Annotated in this window: 12 protein-coding genes; 8 read left to right on the plus strand and 4 right to left on the minus strand. The window is 44.0% G+C overall.

Annotated elements, in window-relative coordinates; translation table 11 throughout:
- Positions 1-54: 54 nt before the first annotated feature.
- On the minus strand, positions 55-1,257 hold the full coding sequence (locus H8S52_RS08135) for a VapE domain-containing protein (RefSeq protein WP_117741726.1): 1,203 nt from the start codon (positions 1,255-1,257) through the stop codon (positions 55-57).
- A gap of 347 nt (positions 1,258-1,604) precedes the next feature.
- On the opposite strand from H8S52_RS08135, the gene H8S52_RS08140 reads away from it, so the two are divergent.
- The 8 genes from H8S52_RS08140 (at position 1,605) to H8S52_RS08175 (ending at position 16,281) form a co-directional block, all read left to right on the plus strand.
- Positions 1,605-2,243, plus strand: coding sequence for an HU family DNA-binding protein (locus H8S52_RS08140; RefSeq protein ID WP_005657408.1), 639 nt, complete (start codon positions 1,605-1,607; stop codon positions 2,241-2,243).
- A 299-nt stretch (positions 2,244-2,542) separates the two neighbouring features.
- Positions 2,543-5,773, plus strand: a complete 3,231-nt coding sequence (locus tag H8S52_RS08145; protein ID WP_370527567.1) for a SusC/RagA family TonB-linked outer membrane protein — start codon at positions 2,543-2,545, stop codon at positions 5,771-5,773.
- A 22-nt stretch (positions 5,774-5,795) separates the two neighbouring features.
- Entirely contained in the window at positions 5,796-7,733 is a 1,938-nt protein-coding gene (locus H8S52_RS08150) for a RagB/SusD family nutrient uptake outer membrane protein (protein ID WP_186909612.1), read from the plus strand.
- 18 nt (positions 7,734-7,751) lie between these two features.
- A complete protein-coding gene (locus H8S52_RS08155; RefSeq protein ID WP_186909613.1) occupies positions 7,752-9,632 on the plus strand; it encodes a DUF5123 domain-containing protein in 1,881 nt (626 codons plus the stop codon).
- 23 nt (positions 9,633-9,655) lie between these two features.
- A complete protein-coding gene (locus H8S52_RS08160) occupies positions 9,656-11,380 on the plus strand; it encodes a pectinesterase family protein (protein WP_117899196.1) in 1,725 nt (574 codons plus the stop codon).
- A 58-nt stretch (positions 11,381-11,438) separates the two neighbouring features.
- Complete coding sequence (locus H8S52_RS08165) at positions 11,439-13,046, plus strand: pectate lyase (RefSeq protein ID WP_222620302.1); 1,608 nt, start codon at positions 11,439-11,441, stop codon at positions 13,044-13,046.
- A 42-nt stretch (positions 13,047-13,088) separates the two neighbouring features.
- Positions 13,089-14,777, plus strand: coding sequence for a polysaccharide lyase family 1 protein (locus tag H8S52_RS08170; protein ID WP_117666858.1), 1,689 nt, complete (start codon positions 13,089-13,091; stop codon positions 14,775-14,777).
- Positions 14,778-14,847: 70 nt separating this feature from the next.
- Positions 14,848-16,281: a polysaccharide lyase family 1 protein gene (locus tag H8S52_RS08175; RefSeq protein ID WP_370527568.1), complete on the plus strand. Its 1,434-nt coding sequence runs from the start codon at positions 14,848-14,850 to the stop codon at positions 16,279-16,281.
- A gap of 239 nt (positions 16,282-16,520) precedes the next feature.
- Here the strand turns inward: H8S52_RS08175 and H8S52_RS08180 are convergent, their stop codons facing one another.
- The 3 genes from H8S52_RS08180 to H8S52_RS08190 all read right to left on the minus strand — a co-directional run bounded on the left by H8S52_RS08180 (position 16,521) and on the right by H8S52_RS08190 (position 21,493).
- Positions 16,521-18,998, minus strand: coding sequence for a glycoside hydrolase N-terminal domain-containing protein (locus H8S52_RS08180; protein ID WP_186909615.1), 2,478 nt, complete (start codon positions 18,996-18,998; stop codon positions 16,521-16,523).
- Positions 18,999-19,004: 6 nt separating this feature from the next.
- Complete coding sequence (locus H8S52_RS08185; protein ID WP_005657388.1) at positions 19,005-19,655, minus strand: HAD family hydrolase; 651 nt, start codon at positions 19,653-19,655, stop codon at positions 19,005-19,007.
- Between the two features lie 161 nt (positions 19,656-19,816).
- A complete protein-coding gene (locus H8S52_RS08190; protein ID WP_186909616.1) occupies positions 19,817-21,493 on the minus strand; it encodes a glycoside hydrolase 43 family protein in 1,677 nt (558 codons plus the stop codon).
- Between the last annotated feature and the right edge of the window lie 11 nt (positions 21,494-21,504).

Genomic DNA, 21,504 nt, shown 5'->3' on the forward strand with positions numbered 1-21,504 from the left:
TTTGCGGGTGAACCCTTTGTTGGGAGGACCATAACGGACAAGCACCTCATTTTTTTATGTCAGAGACACTACCGGATAGAAATTTCCATAGCGTCCGTGCTTTCGCAGAAAACCGGCAGGCACGAGCTGCTGCGAAAAACTGTTCGGGTTGCTTCCCCTCATGGCGGCAGGGTTTTGCTTTTTCAGTTCTTTGAAGATGTCGGCAGCGGAGAGATTTCTTATTTTTTCTTTTGGGTCCTCGGATGTTGCAGGACGGAAACAACTGCGTAGTACTTCTTCTGCCGGATTGCGGTGCTGGAAGATGAGGTTGTGCTCTTGGAGCTCTTCCTCTTCTTCGGCCGAAAACCAATAGCGTGCTCCATCCGAAAGTTCCTGTTTCAGTTGTGCATAGATTTGCTTGTGCTCAATGCAGGTACAATCAATTTTATCCTTTACCTCTACACAGAGAAAACGGCGGCTGCCGGTGTTGTCAGACAATAAGTCGAAACGGTTGCTCGTGCCGATGAAAGAAGCGATACGGGGCAGGTTACGGAAATTCTTTTGGTATGCCTTGCAAAGGTTTAAATCCGCCATTTGCATCAGGTTTTTGAGCAGTGGTATTTTTCCTGGAGAATATTTATCGAATTCATCGAGGTTCAGCAGTCCCATTTCCGACATTTTGCGGGTGGCATTGCTCCGTGAGGTAAGCTCCACTTCATCCGAATAGTAGCGGGACAAGCTGTCGGGCATCAGACTTTTGCAGAATGTGGATTTCAGACAGCCCTGTCGGATGCTGACGAGTAGGGGAGCTACGCTGTTGGCATGCTTTCCAGTCTGTCCTGTCCATTGGGCAGTGAGACCGAGCATCCATGTATGGAAACCGTTTATCCAATATGATTCGGACGAGATGCGTTGGGCCAGTCGGGTTATCCGGTCGATGCCATCCCAAACGGGAAGCTGTTCAAAATAAAGCAGGAAGGGATGATATTCAGGTACATGTTTGGAGAAAAGAAAACGGCTGATATCTTTGTCCCAACATAGAATTCCCCGGGCATGGGCTTCGAGGCATAGGGTATTCAGTTCCCGTTTGCCAATGGTGACAAACGTTTTGTCTGCGGCATTGGCGGGGCGGTATTCGGTTTCGTCTGTCAGCAGGTTGTAACGGAAGAGGTAACTGTTTTGCAAAAAGCGGTTTACCTGTTCTGTCAGGTTACATTTTTGCACGCGGGCAGGTTTGTCATGCTTCCGGTTTCTTAGTAGAAAGAGGATAAATTTCATAATGCTTTTTTTCATGGTATGCATTGTTTTTATTAATGGGTTCATGCCACTAAGTTACTATCGGCAGGAAGCCTTTTGCAAGCCTTTCTTATACTATTTTTATTGGTGGTACAGTATGTGGAAAGACCTTGTGTTATTGTATTTTCAATGTGAGATAATTCTTTTTCTCTCGTTGCAAAATAGGGTGTTGACTATAGTCAACCGTTCTGTTCATTACTGTTGGCTGTTCTGTTTACAACAGTCGGCTGCTTTGTTGACTGTTGTCGGTAACCGGTTTATCTTAAAGGAAAAATAGATTATCTCGTAGGAAAACACTATATTTACACAATATAAATAAATACTGCACAATGGCAATTCATTTTGAATGGTATGAGAATCCGGTTCCACCAAACCGGCCGGATGAGAAAAAACTCCATGCACGCATTACGTACAATGGAAAGGTAGGGACAGACTACGTGAGGCGTAAAATCCAGGAGCGTTGTTCGCTGACGGAAACGGATGTAACGGCTGTGCTCGATGCACTGTCGCATGTGTTAGGGCAGGAACTGGGCGACGGACGCCAAGTGCATCTGGACGGGATAGGCTATTTTCATCCTACGCTGAAATGTATAGAAGAGGTGACGGCAGAGACGAAACGCAAAAATACCAAGGTTCGCTTAAAAGGTATCAAGTTTCGTGCCGACCAGGCATTGAAGAACGAAGTAGGAGCTGTAAAGCTTAAAAATATCAAGCATGACGGACACTCCAGTAAGTTATCGGACGTGGAAATAGACATGTGTCTCCGTGCTTATTTTGCCGACCATCAGCTGATGACCCGTGCAGACTTCCAACAGATTTGCGGATTTATGAGGTCGAAGGCTATGGAACATATCCGCAGATTGAAGTTGGAAGGAAAAATACGGAATATAGGGCTGCCTATGCAGCCGATATATGTGCCTGTGGAGGGATATTACGGGATAAGCAGGGATAGGATTGTCAGGAAATGATTTTTAGACTTTTATTATGGATTTGCGGGTGAAGGCTTGGAAAGAGGCTTCACCCGCAAATGCTGATGGATAGGGAGATGTGAAGGGTAAAGAGATAAATGACAGATGGATATAAGCATATATCCTTATGATGTTTTTTTAGCAGGTAAAACAATTTTTAGCAGTTTTATGTCAAAATCTACACAAGAGATGTGACTTAAAAAATGAATTTTGCCCCGTGAACAAATATCGTGGAGAACATTATTTTTTTAACACATCTTTTTATGTATAATCAACAAAGACTAAAGAAAGTTGCTTTGATGCTCATGATGAGCATGCTTTGCCTGATTTCCTTTGCACAGGAAAGACAGGTGCAGGGCATCGTGAAAGACAAGAGCGGTGAACCGATGATTGGTGTCAACGTTTTGGTAAAAGGTACCACCAACGGTACCATAACTGGAGTGGACGGAGATTTTACGCTTTCGGGCGTGAAAAAGTCCGATATCCTCTCTTTTACCTATATCGGCTTTAAGAATAAAGAGCTGAAGTATGAAGGAGAGAAACTGCTGAATGTGGTTTTGGAAGAGGATTCCGAGTTATTGGATGAAGTTGTTGTCATTGGTTACGGTACGGTGAATAAGCGAGACCTGACCGGTTCCGTAGCTTCCGTCAGTTCGCAGGATATTGCATCTATTCCGGTATCTAGCGCTTCCGAAGCATTGACCGGTAAAATGGCGGGGGTGAATATCACTACTACGGAGGGTTCTCCCGATGCGGATATTAAGATACGTATACGTGGTGGTGGTTCTTTGTCGCAAGACAATTCACCTCTTTATATAGTAGACGGTTTTCCTGTATCCAGTATCAGTGACATTGCTCCGTCTGAAATTCAGAGTATTGATGTCTTGAAAGATGCTTCTTCTACAGCTATTTACGGTGCACGTGGTGCTAATGGTGTAATTATCGTTACTACCAAGAGTGGTAAAGAAGGAAAGGTTCAAGTGGATTTTGGCGCTTCGTTCGGTTTTAAGAAAGTGACTAAAATGACCGAAGTGATGAGTCCTTATGATTTTGTAGCTTATCAACGTGAAATCGGTTCGTTGGATTACGGAAATTATAATGATATGGATATTTGGAAATCAATCGATGGTATTGACTATCAGGATGAGATATTCGGACGAACAGGTAATCAGCAGCAATATAATGTGAATGTGGCCGGGGGTAGCAAACAATTGACCTACAGTGTAAGTTATGCTCATAATGAAGAAAAAAGCATTATGCTTGGCTCAGGCTTTAAGAAAGATAATATCAATGCAAAGCTTAAGTCGGAACTGAACAAATGGCTGACTTTAGACTTCAATGCGCGTTTGAGTTATTCTACTATCGAGGGTTTGAGTGGTGGTGCTGATACGAATGAGTCCAATGCTGCTAATTCTACTGTAGCCAATGCGGTGGTTTTCCGTCCGGTCAATGCTTTGTCTCATAGTTCGGATGATGATGAGGAGAGCAATGCTGCTTTACAGAAAACGCCTTTGGAACGTTTGCTGGCAACGAATAAAGGACGCAATTCTTTCCGTCAGAATTATAATTTCGGTTTGAATTGGAAGCCGTTTAAGAACTGGACTTTCCGCTCGGAATTTGGTTATGGTTGGAGATATGAAGATACAGAACAATATTGGGGTACTGACGCTGTAAGTAACTCTAAATATGGTTATAACGGACGTCCTCAGGCATATTTGCTGCGTGAGACGACAAAGAACTGGCGCAATGCCAATACTCTTACTTACGAAAATAAGAAAATGTTTGATGGTCGTGACCGTTTGAATGTGCTCGTGGGACATGAAGTGAGCAGCAGCATGGAGGAATCCATAGAGAATGTGTCTGTAAATTTCCCTACAACAATGGGATTTGAGGATATGAAAGCCAATATGGGGGCCGGCACGGCATTGCCGAACCAGTCTACTATCTCTGCCGAAGAGAACATGCTTTCATTCTTCGGGCGTGTCAATTACACGATGATGGACAAGTATTTGCTTACGGTAACGGTACGTGCCGATGGTTCCAGTAAGTTTGGAGATGGAAACCGTTGGGGCGTTTTCCCCTCTGCCGCATTGGCATGGCGTATTTCCGATGAGGCGTTTATGGCTAATACAAAGGATTGGTTGTCTGCATTGAAATTGCGTTTGAGTTTTGGTACGGCTGGTAACAACCGGATTAATTCAGGGCTTCTTTATACTACTTACTCGTTGAGTGGCAATGATTCCCGTAATCCTTTCTTCAATGGAACCAGTACACCTATGTTGGAACATGGGACCTATCTTTATAATCCAAAGTTGAAATGGGAGACTACCGTTACCCGTAACTTGGGTATTGACTATGGTTTTTGGAACAATCGTATTTCGGGTTCGGTAGATGTATATTGGAATACGACCAGAGATTTGCTGATGAAGGCGGAGATACCCGGTAACTCCGGTTATTCTTATCAGTATCAGAATTTTGGACAGACTTCGAATAAAGGTATTGAAATGTCGATGGATGCAGTATTGGTAGATACGAAAAACTTCAGCTTGAACTTTACTGCCAATGTTGCCTACAACCGAAACCGAATTGACAAATTGACCACCGACAGCCCTTGGCAGAGTAGCAATTGGGCAGGAAGCACTATTTCCAAATATGAAGATTTCCGTGTGGAAGAGGGTGGACGTCTGGGTGAAGTATGGGGATTCCGTACCAATGGATATTATACAGTATATGATCCTGTTACCAATCCGACCGGAGAATTGGTATGGGGCGATAAACAATGGGTGCTGAAAGATGGCATGAAAGACAACAGCCCTACGATAACAGGAGGTTCTTACTATCCTGGCGGATTGAAAATACAGACCGATGAGAATGGAAATCCTTTGAAACAGCGTCTTGGAAACACTGTAGCTCCTTGGGTAGGCGGTTTTGGGCTGAATGGGCGTTTCGGCAATAGCCGCACCGGTGAGTTGGATGTGAATATCTTCTTTAACTATTCTACCGGCAATGTGATTATCAACGGTACAAAACTGGCATCGTCTTTCCGTTCCGGCTCTAGGACCGGTTATAACTTGAATAATGATTTCCGTCTTGGTAACCGATATACATGGATCGATCCGGAAACAGGCTTGAATCTTGCCAGCTCTTCAACCGCAGTCTTGAATCATTATGGTGACATGCAAGCTGCCGGATTGCGCCTGAATGAAATTAATTCCAATGCCAATATGTATAATCCGGCTGCTGCTTCTACGATGCAGTTAATAGATTATGCGGTGGAGGATGCTTCTTTCTTGCGCCTGAACAATCTTACTATCGGTTATTCGCTGCCTAAGCACCTTGTTAAGAAAGCATTCTTGCAGAATGTAAGGGTTTATCTGACCGGATATAACTTGTTCTGTTGGACCAGCTATAGCGGAGCCGATCCTGAAGTGGATGTGAGCAGCAAGCGCAACGCCATGACACCGGGTGTGGACTATGCCGCTTATCCCAAGAGCCGTACGTTTGTAGGCGGCATTAACATTACATTCTAAAACCTAACAGATATTGACTGATATGAGAAATATATATAAAACTTTATGTTTAGCGGCAGGGTTGGTTGCTATGACTTCCTGTTCTGATTTTCTGGATCAGACTTCTCCTTCCGAACTGGATAATAAAACTACTTTTAATAACACATACTATACGGAACTGACCGTGAATAAGATTTACGGAAGTCTGACTCAGGACCAAGCCTACTCCAACTTTATGCCTATTATAGCAGGTCTGAATACGGATTGTGAATTGGTGGACGGACTTGGTACCGATGCCAGCAATACCTCCAGCGAACGCGGTAATATGAATTACAATGCTAATCCGGGTTGGACGCAACTTTCGCGTGTGTGGAATGTGATGTATGGCATTATTGAGAACGCTAATCTGGTAATAGATGGCATAAACAACAGCGAGCTGATTAAGACGAAAGGCGATGATTGCGATACGATGCTACGTTTCCGTGCCGAAGCTAAAGTGTTGCGTGCAATGATTTATTTCGACTTAATTCGCCTTTTCGGAGATATTCCGTTTGCTACCGGTGCTTCGGATAGCAATCTGGAAAATGTGTATGTAGGGAAGACTGACCGTGATGTTATTATGGAGGCTTTGATTGGCGATTTGGAAGAATCCATTCCTTATCTGCCTTGGGCAGGTGGTACAACTTACACCACAGAGCGTGTCACCAAAGGATATGCACATGGTTTGCTGGCAAACATAGCATTGACCCGTGCCGGATGGTTTATTCGTGAAGCAGCGAAGGAAGGATATGTGACAGCTACGGAAAACTCAGATCCGGCTTATCCTACTCAGCGTTGCGATGATGAAAAACGTCATGAGATGTATAAATTGGCAGAGGAACATCTTGCCGCTATCATCAATGATAATACACACTCGATGACTCCCACTCTTGCAGGTTATTGGAATGGGGTGAACTTGTGTGAACTGGATAATACCTATCGTGAAAATTTGTTTGAAATCCCGATGGGGCTGAATAATAGCAGTGAATTGGGGTATACTGTAGGATTTCGTGTAAACGGTGCTTTTCCCGGTGGTGTGTCTGAGGAACATAACTATGGTCCGAAAGGTAATTCCAGTGGTAAGCTCAAACTGACAGCTCCTTATTATATGTCTTTTGATGCTGCAGACCTGCGTCGTGACCTGACTTGTGCCCTGATGCAGATTCGTACGAAGAGTGGCGTTTATAAAGAAGATATGCTTGGCAATGCCCCTTTTGCCATTTATTGCGGCAAGTGGGACTATCGTAAGATGAAAAATCGGAAAGACGGTTGGTGGGATGCTGTGAAAGCAAGCGACCAGAAAGTGTGCAGTGGCATCAATGTTGTAAAGATGCGCTATCCTCATGTTTTGCTTATGTATGCGGAGGTTATGAATGAACTTTACGGCAGCTATAATACAGGTGGCGAGTATTGTTCAAAAACAGCTTTCGAAGCTCTTTCCGAGATACATACACGTGCCTTCAACGGTGACAAGGCTGCTGCAGAGGCTCATTTGACGAAACTCATTAATGAACAGGGCTTCTTTGAAACGATTGTTGATGAAAATGCCTGGGAATTGGCAGGTGAGGGTGTACGTAAATTCGACCTTATCCGTTGGAATTTGCTCAGTGCCAAGATTGACGAGTTCAAGGAGAGCTATCGTAATGCAGTGAATAATGGTTCATATCCGGCTAAAATTTATTATAAGTTCAAGGAGGATAATTTCACGATTGATGTAACCACATTCAATTACAACGAACCTGTGGAAGCCGGTTACTTTAGCGCCAATTTCTTCGGCAGAGAGACTACAGATGCCAAGCAGGAGCAACTGCTTGTTAATCTGCCCAGTATTTCGGCAGGATTGAACCGTGTAGTGAAAAACCGTTATTTGCTTCCTATCGCTTCTACCACGATTTCTACATCGAATGGCAAGTTGCATAATTCTTATGGATATAGTGATTAATCTTAAACACTCAAGGAAATGAAAAATATCAGAAATATATTGGCTAAAGGAGTATTTATGCTCCTTGTCTCTTTACTTGCAATGGCATGTACAGAGAAAAGCGATTGGGGTATTGATGCCTCGTACAGCCGTCCGTTTGGAACCAATGAGGATGGTATAAATGTGACAAAAGATGAAAAAGTAGCTCGGGTTACGGTAACTTGGGATGCCATGCCCGGCGTAGAATATTATATTCTTGAAATAAGCAAGAATGAGCTGACTGATGAAATTCCTATGGGATCGGAAGAGAACGGTAATCTTGTTTATGGGAATACGGTAGAAAACCGCATATTGAAAGCTCCTTTTTTAATTGACAATCTGGAAGCAGGTGCGGAATATTATCTGCGTATTAAGTCTGTGGCAAATGGCAAGGAATCCTATTGGGCTTATTTAGACGAACCGTTCAAAACAGTAACGGAAGAGGATGTATTGAATGTGCCTGCCGAAGAGGATCTTCCAGTTGCATCAGGTAAGGTACGTATGTCATGGGAAGCTGGTCTGACGGTAACGCATTTCGAGATTGTGGGCGGCGCTGCTCCTATAGAGCGGGCAATTACGGCTGAGGAAGCTGCTGCAGGAGAGGCATGGATTGAAGGACTGAAAATATTCACAGCTTATACTATCAACATTTATAATAATGAAACGTTACGCGGTTCACAGGAAGTGGTAGTGCCGGGATTGGAAATAGAGTCTACCGTAGATGAGATTACAGCCAATACGGCAAGATTCTCTTGGGATAATACAGTGGATGTGGACCAATATATCTGTCAGCCCTCTTCGGCGCCTACTCCGGATGATGCCACCGGAGCTGTTTCGCTAAGTGCTTCCGAGGTAAATGAACATGCCGTTATTATACCGAATCTGGAACCAAGTACGGAATACACAGTTTATGCTTTCTATAATGGGGCTATATGTGCACGTGCTACATTTACAACAAAGAAGGGAAAACCTGTTGGGTATACGGAATATAATGATGTTGAGGCTTTAATAGCCGATTGGGATAACTTGTCCGGTAATATTTTAGTGACAATCAGTGCAGATGCGGATTTGAGTAACAAATCTGAGATACCTGCTGCGGTTACTAATATTGTCTTTTGGGGTGAGGGAGCTACACAACCGAAATTAGCTGTTAAGAATATGCAAACTTTAGGGGCTATTGATAAAATAGAGTTTTATAATCTGAATATCAGTGCACTTAGTAACGATTGTGTTATTGCTCCGAATACAGAAGGTTCTTCTATAGCAAATATTGAAATAACTTCATGTACTATAGAAAATTATCGGGGTATTGTTCGTATGCGTAAGGTAAATGGGGAAAGTAGTCTGAAATTGAATATTGATGACTGTATTATTAGAAACTTGGGTACTAAAAGCACAAGTAACTACTATGGTATTGTTCAAACGGATGGGGCTGTGAAATCTGTAATCATTAATATGATGAACTCTACTTTTGCTAATCCAGGTGGAACCAGTGCATCGCTCCTAAGAGTTGATAAGGCTGATAATTCCATTTCTGTAATTAAAAACTGTACTTTCTATAATTTAGTTGATAAAGATGCTCTTGTGAGAGGAGCGAAAGGTAGTCTTACTGTAGAAAATGTTTTATTTGCAGGTAGTAATACTTTCCAGATATTCTATGATGATAAAACTCTTCCGGCTTCTTTAAATTGGTCGAAAGTTTATAGAACATCAGACCTTACTGTTTCAAAACCTGGTTCTACATCTACTACAGCTTTGTCCTATTCTTCATCCCAACTGTTCCCGAATGCATCTTCAAGTACCGATGTGCTTGATTTGACTTTCGGTGCAGATATTCCGAATGAAGTTAAGATAATCGGTGATCCGCGTTGGAATAAATAATAAATTTAATAACATGAACTAATATGAATACAAAATCTATTTATACAGTAGGCAAATGCTTGCTCCTCTTGTTACTTATCTTCACAGGTTATGCCTGTGAAGATAACGATGAAGGCAAGGAAAATACAAGTGCTCCTGTTCTTATTTCATGCAATATCAATGGTACGGAGGTTGATCTTGCTAATATTGATTCGGAAACGGAGAACAATTTGACGGCGGGTACTGATGGTTATGTGGAGTTTGTCTTTAGCAAAGCCATGCGCCAGACTCCGCCGACTAAGGATGAAGAAACCGGTGAAGTGCTGACAACCGGAATTTATTTCAATGATAAGGTTGCTTCCAATCAGATTGTCATCAATTATGAGAAAGTCCGCTATCCTTATTCTGTCAGTGAAGGTTCCGAATGTTCCTTATTTATCGAGGCAGGTACATTGACGGATATGCAGCATCGTCCTTACAGCAAAGATATTACTTTGAAGTTTACAGCCACTTCCGGTATTTCCGGTGGAGATAGCGAAACGGTGTTTGATGCTGTTGTTGATGCAAACGGAAGAGGTGATTATACCACTGTACAAGCTGCTATTAATGCCGCTCCTGCCAATTTGACATCGCCTTACCTGATTTTTATTGCAGCAGGAACCTATAATGAATGTGTATATATACCTAAAACAAAACCGTTTATTCATTTGATTGGAGAAAATCCTGACAGAGTGAAAATTCAATTTGCGTTGAATCGTGTAGAGGAGCAAACTAATTCGGATACATGGCCTTATTCTATTCACAATCCTAATTCACCTGCGCGCCTTGCAGGATATACCACAGATCAGAATTGTGTAGTATTGATTAAAGCCACTGATGTTTACCTGGAGAACATTTCCATTATTAACTTGTACGGTGCATTGAAAAGCCGCTATGACGGTGGTCTTGGAAAAGGTGGACAAGCTGAAGCTCTGTGTAGCCATTATGATAGATTGGCTATGAATAATTGTAAATTGGTTTCATTCCAGGATACGTGGTGGACGCGTTTCCAGAAAGTGAACGGAACGTATGGTATTTGCCGGGCTTATGTACAAAATTCATGGATTGAAGGTAGTACGGACTATATCTGGGGAAGTGGTGATGTGCTGATAGAAAACAGTACTTTTTATAACACGGGCAATGGTAGTTTTATTACGGCTTCACGTAGTAACGAAACCGATGCTTATGGGTATGTGATGAAAGACTGTACGATAGACGGTGAGGCAGGTATAACCGCTTTTTCTTTCGGACGTCAGCAATCAACTTCTGCGAAGGCGGTTTTCATTAACACTGCTTTGAAGATGGATATTATAGACGGTCATTGGACTGCGGGTAGCGCAGCGCCTGCTCTTTTTGGCGAATATAATACGGTTGATAAAAATAATCAGGTAATTTCAACAGGAGATATGACAGTTGGTAGTGGCAGCAGTCAGTTTACTGCAAAAGTTCTTTCTGCAGATGAAGCTGCCGGATATACTTATGAGAACATCATTGCCAGAGAGGGATGGAATCCGAAACAATATATGCAGACCCCAGGCACTACTATGGCTACCTTGGATGGTACTACTTTAAGTTGGAATGCAATAGACGGAGCTGCAGGTTATCTTATTTTTGTGAATGGCGTCTATTTGGCGCAGACTACCGAAACTTCGGTATCTGTTACGACTGCTGCTGACGGGGTATACACAGTCAGGGGAGTAGGACACTACGGAAGTATCAGTGCTGAATAATTGTTTTATAAAAGCCGGTAAATCTGCTGCCGGCTTTTATGTATTAAAAAACTTACTTATGAGAATATTGAAACTCGTTTATTTTGGTTTGCTGTGTTTCATCCTTTCTGCTTCAGTAGTGGCATGTTCGGATGATAATCCGGTTTCTGGCGGAACGGAAGTTCCGCCAGAAACTGATAATAATGGGGATGGAGATAATAATCCGGATACGGATAATACATTGGAAGAGTATCCTGCTCCGGACCGTTCTTCGATTGCTGCATTTCCAGGTGCATATGGCGCCGGTCGGTTTACTACAGGCGGAGCAGGTGGAAAGGTGTATGTGGTGACTTCATTGGCAGACACCAACGAAAAAGGGACTTTGCGTTACGGTATCAGCCAAAGCGGAGCGCGTACGATTGTGTTTGCAGTGAGTGGACTGATAGATTTGAACAGCCCGCTGAAAATAGTAAATGGTGACCTGACAATTGCCGGTCAGACAGCTCCCGGAGACGGTATTTGTTTGAAAGGTTATCCGGTTTCTGTACAGGCTGATAATGTCATTATTCGTTTTATGCGTTTTCGAATGGGATCTGATAATTTCACAACTGAAGGTGAGGCGGATAGTGGCGATGCACTTTGGGGAAAGCAACATAAGAACATCATCATAGATCATTGTTCCATGAGTTGGTGTACGGATGAGTGTGCTTCCTTTTATGATAATAGCAATTTTACTATGCAGTGGTGTATTATCAGCGAGAGTTTGAACCGTTCTGTACATACCAAAGGTAATCATGGGTATGGAGGTATTTGGGGTGGCTCACCTGCTACGTTCCACCATAATCTTCTGGCACATCATAGTAGTCGTACTCCTCGTCTATGTGGCAGTAGGTATACCGGTAAACCCGGCAATGAAAAAGTAGATTTACGCAACAATGTCTTTTATAATTGGGGACCTACCAATGGCGGCTATGCCGGTGAAGGAGGAAGTTATAATTTTGTGAATAATTATTATAAACCGGGGCCTTCTACCAATGAAAAACCAAATATTGTCAATCGCATTTTTCAGCCGAATGGAGATGATGGAAAAAATAAAAATGCAAAAGGAACATGGGGAATGTTTTATCTGAATGGTAACTATTTTGATGGTACATGCCCTCAATTAAATCCTGCTTATCAGTCTTTGCTGGAGGAGGTGAACAATGATAATTGGGTCGGTTTGCAGCCGAATGAGACATCCGGTGTACTCTTACCTTCCGGTGGAAAGTCTGCTATTCAGGCTAACTCGGAATTTACAATAACCGATGATGCGGCATTATTTACGCAGTCTGCTTCAGAAGCTTATAAAGCCGTACTGCTGTATGCCGGTGCTTCGTTGAAGTCTGATGCGGTGGACAGGCGTATAGTAGACAATGTACGTAATGGAGATTATACGGCCTCAGGAAGTAACGGCAGTGTGCTGGGACTTATTGATAAGGCAACGGATGTGGGAGGATGGCCTGTATATGTGAAAGAGAATGCCCCTGTGGATACAGACGGCGACGGAATGCCGGATGCTTGGGAGGCAGCCAATGGGCTGAATCCGAAAAGTTCTGCAGATGGAGTCAAATATAATCTGAGTAAGGAATATACAAATTTGGAAGTATATATCAATAGCTTGGTAGAGAAACTTTATCCGGCTAAATGATATTTGTATAATTACATATTTGGATTAAAAAACGGATAAGATATGAAAGGTATATATTGGTTGTTCTATTTGCTATTTGTTTTGGGATTCGGGGTTATTTCCTGTTCCGGAGATGATCCGATTGTAGATTCGGAAGGAAATATAGGTAGCAACGGCGACGATGAAAGCAATGGTGAGGAAAACGACTCTCCTGATACCGGAGTGAAAACATTGGACTATGGCGAGTTATTTGCTTTTCCTTATGCTGAAGGTCATGGTCGCAATGCGACCGGTGGCCGCGGAGGTGCTGTATATGTTGTGACACGTTTGGATGACCCTGCCAGCAAGCCGGAAGGAACTTTACGATATGCAGTAGAGAAAAGCGGTGCACGAACTGTTGTTTTTGCAATTTCCGGTACTATCATGCTGGAACGTGAACTTAAAACAAAAAATGACAATCTTACGATTGCAGGGCAGACCTCGCCGGGAGGAATCTGTATAGCAAATTATCCTTTTACCATAAACTCTGATAATGTGATAATCAGATTTATTCGCTTCCGTCCGGGTAATATCAATACGGATAATGATGGTCTGGGAGGTTCGGATAATAAGAATATTATTATCGATCATTGTTCTGTAAGTTGGGGAACGGATGAAGGATTGTCTGTATATGGTTCGGAATATACTACGGTACAGTGGTGCTTGGTTGCGCAGTCATTGCGAGCAACTCCTGCCAAAATAACAGGAGAGAAATTTAATACTCATGGATACGGAGGCAATTGGGGAGGACACTATGCTTCTTATCACCATAATATAATTGCTCATTGCGAAAGCCGGGTACCACGTCTTGGACCTCGCTACACGACATTGGCTCTTGATAAGGGTGAACTTGTTGATATACGCAATAATGTGTACTATAATTATGCGGGAGAAGGCTGTTATGGCGGTGAAGCTCAAAAGGTGAATCTTGTAAACAATTATTATAAACCCGGACCTGCAACTAAACTTTTTACCGGCAGTAAGGAAAAACGTCAGTATCGCATTGCCAAACCCGATGTGTATCCGAAAGATTATTCGGGAGCAGATTATAAAAAATGGCTTCAGACCTGGGGCAGGTTTTATGTTAGTGGAAACTGTGTGGAAGGATATAGTGACGTGACTGCCGATAACTGGCAAGATGGTGTATTCGGACAAATGGATGCTAAAAATTGCGAAGGCGGGGAGAGTTCAGCCCTTTGGAAAGAACATACAAGCATAAAGGTAAATTCTCCTGTTTCCGGAGCCGGACATGTGACGACCCATTCTGCCGTTGATGCTTATGATATGGTTTTACAATATGCCGGTGCTTGCAATTATAGGGATAAGCTTGATGAACTTATTATAAGTGATGTCAGAAAAGGTGTGGCAACTTGTACAGGCAGTGCCAAAGAATGGGAATCATTGAAGGGATGGTCGGATAATAAACCGGGATATATCAATAAGCCGTCTGACATTGGTACTAATGCCGGACAATTGGATGAAAAGGGATTCCCGGTTCTGGCAACAGATACTGAAATATGCACTGAAGATACTGACAGTGACGGAATTCCGGATTATTGGGAAAAGGAATATGGGCTTGATTTTAAGAAAAATGATGCGAATGAACGGACTGTTGATGTTAATGGTAAATATACTAACATCGAGATGTATATGAACAGTCTTGTACACGGTATTATGGAGGCTGGCAGTAAAGGCGGTGCTGTGGCTGATTGAGATGTGTTTTGTTTAAAAAGAATTTGTTATGAAAAAGAACTTGTTATTGGCTGTCTGCATGGCAGGGGTTATGGTATCTTTTGTTTCTGAGGCATTTGGACAGAGTTTGCCGGTATATGATACTCCCGACCGTTCTAAGATTCCGGCTTTTCCGGGTGCAGACGGAGCAGGAAAATACACAACCGGAGGAGCCGGTGGTGAGGTATTGGTCGTAAACTCTTTGAAAGATGACGGAACAGAGGGTACTTTACGTTGGGCCTTGAGAAAGAAGGGACCTCGTACTATAGTTTTTGCTGTTAGTGGCTTGATTGAATTGCAGTCACCTCTGAAAATTAATAACGGTGATGTTACCATTGCTGGACAAACAGCGCCGGGAGATGGTATCTGTTTGAAAAATTATACGTTGAGCGTACAGGCAGATAATGTAATAATCCGTTTTATCCGTTCGCGTATGGGGGCAGAGATAAAACAAAAAGGCGATGATGCGATGAATGGTTTTAAACATCATCGTAATATCATTATTGACCATTGCTCCATGAGTTGGAGTACCGATGAATGTGCAACTTTTTATGATAACAGTAATTTTACGTTGCAATGGTGTATTATCAGCGAAAGCCTTGCAAATTCCATTCACGAAAAAGGTGCTCATGGGTATGGTGGTATATGGGGCGGTCAAACGGCGTCTTTTCATCATAACCTGCTGGCGCATCATATGAACCGTACTCCGCGTTTATGCGGAAGTCGTTATACTGGCAAGCCTGAAGATGAAAAAGTGGATTTGTTCAATAATGTAATCTATAATTTTGGTAGTGATGGAGCGTATGCCGGTGAAGGAGGAAGCTATAACTTTATAAATAATTATTATAAACCGGGACCTCATACGGCTACTAAATCATCTTACAAACGTTTGTTTACTGCTTATTCCGATGATGGGAAACATCAAAATGTAAAAGGAACGCATGGTGTATTCTTCTTTTCCGGAAATTATATGGATCCCACTTGTGAAAAACTGAACGAGAAACAACGTCAGGAGATGATGTTGGTTAATAAGGATAATACAGTTGGATTGATAGTGAAGAATAATTTTGCTCCGAAAAGCGATTTGCTGGCAAAGCAGCCGTTCGATTTTGCAGAACGTACTTCTTTGCAGTCTACATGGGATGCTTTTGAAGCTGTCCTTCAATTCGCCGGCGCATCATACAGCCGTGACATAAATGATAAGCGTATTGTAGGGGAAACCCGTAAAGGGATATATACCAATGAGGGTAGTCATGGGAGTACAAATGGCATGATAGACAGACCGGAGGATGTTGGTGGGTGGCCTGAATATAATTCTAAAACAGCTTTGGCTGATGCCGATTTGGATGGTATGCCCGATGAATGGGAGATAGCTAACGGGTTGAATCCGAATGATGCCTCGGATAGTAAAAATTATAACTTAAATGCAAATTATACGAATTTGGAGATTTATCTGAATAGTTTAGTGGAACATCTCTTTCCCTAATGAATCTCTTCTTTCTTAAATAGGAGCATTTGGTAACTATCCTAAAGAATAAGATGGTATATGGAAATGATTGATTATAATTACTCCATATACCATCTTTATATTTAATATTCTGTATTGTCTACTAATTCTTATCTATTCAGACATACTATTTTGAAAAGAATCTGAGCCTATTTATGAGATAGCATCAATAAAGACTTGGAATTTTAAATGTATATGTAACCTTACATTATGGTAAACTAATCGGTAGGGAGAAACGTATACCTTTCTCCGGCTTTGGTCTTGATGTCATAAATATACGATTGCTGCTTTTGAGGTACTGATAGCGGTGCATTGGCTGCAACCAACGGCTTCCGTATCGGTTGGGATAGCAGCAGTGGATTATTGCATGACTCTTCTGTCGCCGGTGTCAGCTTTTCTCCATTCAGATATAAAGGGGAGGTGGTACGTATGCGTAAGGTTCCGCCGATGGTGGAAGTTATGGTAACCGTTTGCACTTTCCCTTTTTCCCATTTCATCTCTTCCAGCAGAAAACCGCCGCGACAGCGAATTCCTTTTATAGTGCCATGTTCCCACACATCGGGCAATGCAGGCAGGAGATGAATGGCACCGTCATGGCTTTGTACAAGCATTTCGGCTATGCCGGCCGTGCAGCCGAAATTGCCGTCTATCTGAAAAGGCGGATGGGCATCGAACAGATTAGGATAGGTTCCCCCGTTTTGTCCGCGTTCATCGGTGGTGGGGTGGAGTTGTTCGGTAATCAGTTTGTAGGCGTGATTACCGTCGAGCAGCCGTGCCCATAGACAGACTTTCCATCCCATAGACCAACCGGTGGAGTGGTCTCCACGGGCAATCAGCGATTTCTTGGCCGCTTCAAAAAGAACGGGAGAATTATAGGCGCTGATTTGACGGCCTGGATATAGTCCCCATAGGTGGGAAACATGACGGTGGTGGTCCTGAGGATTGTCCCAGTCTTCCATCCATTCTTGCAACTGTCCCCAGCGTCCTACCTGCATGGGTGCCAAATGCTTGGCCACAGTTTGCAGGCTGTCTGTGAAGGATTTATGCTCATTCATTAAGGTGGCGGCTTGAATGGTATTGTGGAAGAGGTCGTAAACCATTTGATTATCCATCGTAGCACCGGCAACAATTACAAAATCGCGTTTACCGTTAACAGACGGACTGTTTTCCGGTGAATAGGAAGGAGCTACTACCAGCCAGTTGTTTTGGGGTTCGCGTACTAAGAAGTCCAGATAAAATTCGCAGGCGCCGCGCATAATCGGATAAACCTCTGCCAAGTAGTTCTTATCGCCGGAGAACAGATACCGATCCCATAAGTGCTGGCAGAACCAGGCGTTACAAGTGGGCCAAACGCCATATTTAGGACCGTCTACGGCGCCTGTACTGCGCCATATATCGGTGTTGTGATGCAACGTCCAGCCACGGCAGCCGTACATGGCGGCACTCTCGCGACCTTGTATGGCTACTTCTTTTACCAATTGCAGAAACGGCTCGTGCATTTCGGGTAAGGCAGTGGTTTCTGCCGGCCAATAATTCATTTCTACGTTAATGTCGGTGGTGTACTTCCCGTCCCAGGGAGCGCGCAACTGATAGTTCCAGATGCCTTGCAGGTTGGCGGCTTGTCCGCCCGGCTGTGAAGAGCATATTAAAAGATAACGTCCGAATTGGAAGTATAGGGCAGCCATTTGCGGATCGGCAGTAGAACTGAATTCTTTTACACGTTGGTCTGTCGGTTTCTTGACTTGGGAATTGCTGCCCAAGTCGAGGGAAACGCGGTTAAAGTATTTTTGATAGGCGGCAATGTGGGCTTCTTTTCTTTTTGTGTAGTTCTTGCCGGCCTGCTTCATGTATTGCCGTGCGGTTTTAAGTGCATCTCCCGATACGTCTTTGTAGTTTATGAAGTTTGTGCCGATGGATACGTACAGAACAACGCTATTGGCATTCTTGACTTGCAAAGTACTGTCGGAGGTTGCTTTTAGCGTACCGCCGTTATTCTCAATCCGGGTAAGTGCGGTGAATCGAACCTTTCCTTCAATGCCTTCGTGGTCGTTGGCCTTTCCGTTGAGTTGCAATTCGTTGCGGGAAGAGATGCGGCGCTCTGTGTTTTCGGTATAAGGAGTGGTGTAATGCGCAGTGAAAGAAATGCTTCCTTTTTTCGAGGCTGTTAGTCTGATAACTAATAACCGGTCGGGAAATGAGGTGAATGTTTCCCGTACGTAAGTAATGCCATTGGCTGTGAAACGGGTGGTGGCTATTGCCCTTTCAATATCCAGATCCCGGTAATAGTCATCGTATTTACTGATTCCTTCAAAATCGAGATGCAGTGTGCCGACCGTTTGATACGGCATTCCATTGGCGGATTGTGAACAGATGGCAGGGCCGCATAACTCTTGCGCTTCTTTATTTTTCCCTTCGAATATCAGTTGGCGTATGCGGGACAACGCTTCTTTTGCCTTGGGATTGGTGTTGTTGTGAGGTGAACCGCCCCAAACAGTCTCTTCATTGAGCTGGAACCGTTCGTGTATGGGGTCGCCGAAGACCATTGCTCCCAAGCTTCCGTTGCCCAATGGCAGAGCTTCTACCCATTGTCTGGCAGGGCTGTCGTACCATAGTTTCAGGACGATATCATTTTGTGCCGTCACCTTACCGCCGATACAGCAAAAGGTAAGGATTAGCATGAACCATTTTTTGATCATAGCTTGTCAGTTTATCCGTTTTAAGATTTCTTCCGCTTTGTCTGCGATATAATCGGGGTGAAACTCCTCTAACTCTGTCCGTGGACGGAACCCCCAGGTTACTCCGCAAGACGTTACTCCGGCATTGATTGCCGTCTGCATATCCACGCCGGAATCTCCTACATAAAGCACATCTTTTCTATCTGTTTTGGCAATGGATAGAATATCGTCTACAATGGTCGGGTCGGGTTTCACGTTTACTCCTTCCCGTTGGCCGAATACGGCGACAAAGTTTATTTTCGGGAAATAGTGAGCTATCAGTTTTTGAGTTGCTGCTTGGTATTTATTGGATGCAACCGCTATTTGCAGTCCCAGCGACTGTAATTGTTCCAGCAGTTCGGGTATGCCGGGATAGGGACGGCTCTTGTCGGCATTGTGTGCATCGTAGTAAGGAATGAATTCCTTACGGACACGGAGCACATTTTCCTCGCTCTTCTCTCCTTCGGGAAGGGCCCGCTCAAATAGTTTGTTGATTCCGTTGCCCACCATGAAGTTATAGGCTGATTCCTCGTGGGTGGGGTAACCAAGTACGCTCAATGCATGGTTGGTGCTTTGCGCCAAATCGGCAATGGTATTTAATAATGTACCGTCTAAGTCGAATATAACAAGTTTCTTCATTGTTTTCTCTTTTTTATTTTGGGAACAAAGATATAACAATTTGCAGGGGTTATATAAAAACTCACCATAGATAACGCGGATTAATACCGATTTTAAGATAGATACCTGATAAACCGGAAATCAATGTTATCTATGGTGAGGCAGTATTTCCATGAAGCCTGTTATTTGGTAATTCTGAACCAGTCTACATCTGTCCAGCCGCCGTCGTTGGTAACGATAGCCGGGCGGGTACAGAACATGCCAACTTTGGCACCGATCCACTTGCCTTCTTTTACTTGGAACGGTTTGCCCAATGGCTGGAATTTTTTTCCGTTGAGGCTGTAACTGAAGTGGCACATTACCAACAGGTCGTGTCCGCCTTCGCTCTTGGAAATCTTTTTCCTGTCAGAGGTGAACTTGGCACGCAGGTAAATCGTATTATCCTTTAAATCGACTGTACCGTTTACGGTTTCGGGAGTACCTTTGTCCGCTTTGGGGCAAGATACTTGAGATAATACCAGGCCTTTGTCCGTATTTTCCAGGATAAGTCCGGCGTAGTCAAGTCCCATAACTACCAGTCCGGTACGTTCTCCTTTGTATTTCTCCGTCGGTTTGAAGGTCAGCTTCATTGTGGCGGTAAAGTTGTCGGAAGGAGTTTTTTGCAACAATAGGTTGGCTGCATCCCAAAGGTTCTTATATTCTTTGACAACCGGGTAGGAGTAAAGACGTACAATGCCCCGGTCGCCTGCATAATAGGCCCATTTCTCATTGATGTTGGCATGCCATTGCCACTGCGGAGAGAGGGTATAACTGTCAAACTCATCGCTTTCTTGCGGAGTGCAGATAGGATATGTCTTGCCTACGTTCGGCTTCGTATGAACCAGAACCGGGTCGCCGCAGCCGTCGCCGTCTTTGTCGATGCCGATAACCGGCCAGTCGTTTACCCATTTCATAGGTTGCAGGTGCACCAGACGGCCGTATGCGCCGACATCCTGAAAATGCAGGAACCAGTCTTCACCGGTAGGAGTGTCTACCCATGCTCCCTGATGAGGGCCGTTGATAGGGCTGTTACCCTGTGCCAGTACCTTCTTCCATTCGTAAGGGCCGTATATGTTCTTGGAGCGGAGGACAACCTGCCAGCCGGTGGGCACGCCGCCTGCCGGATGGAAGATGTAGTAATATTCTCCTCTTTTATAGAGTTTGGGACCTTCGCAGGTCTGATGCGCTTCATGACCGTCGAAGATGATGCGCGATTGTGTTATGGCTTGGGTGGCATCCGCATTCAACTCGCAGATGGATATGATGCTTTTCAATCCGGCACGGCTTCCTGCATAGGCGTGTACCATGTAGACCTTTCCGTCTTCATCCCAGAAAGGGCAGGTGTCTATGATGCCCTTGCCCGGTTTTACGAGCACGGGTTCTGTCCACGGGCCTTTGGGGTCTTTGGCTTTTACCATGAACGCGCCTTGGTCGGGGTCGCCCCAGAAGATGTAGAATTCACCGTTATGATGGCGGATGGCAGGCGCCCATACGCGGTTGCCATGCTCCGGACGTTCCGGTGTTTCGATAGGGGGGAGGGCGTAGGGAACGGCAGCGCCGATGATACTCCAGTTAACGAGGTCTTTGGAGTGTAAAATCTGCAGACCCGGCAGGCAGTTGAAACTGGAAGAGGTCATATAGAAATCATCTCCTACGCGGCAGGCATCCGGATCGGAATAGTCTGCGTAGAGTATCGGGTTCTTATATTTACCGTTGCCTTGGTCGGCTACCCATACCTCGGAAACATAATTCTTTTCTTGTGCCGCCAGCGGCATTGCCAGCAGCAGGCTGAGTCCTAAAAGTGCGTTTCTGCTTTTCATGTTACGATTTG

Source organism: Bacteroides sp. NSJ-48 (assembly GCF_014287405.1).
Classification (GTDB): Bacteria; Bacteroidota; Bacteroidia; order Bacteroidales; family Bacteroidaceae; genus Bacteroides; species Bacteroides stercoris.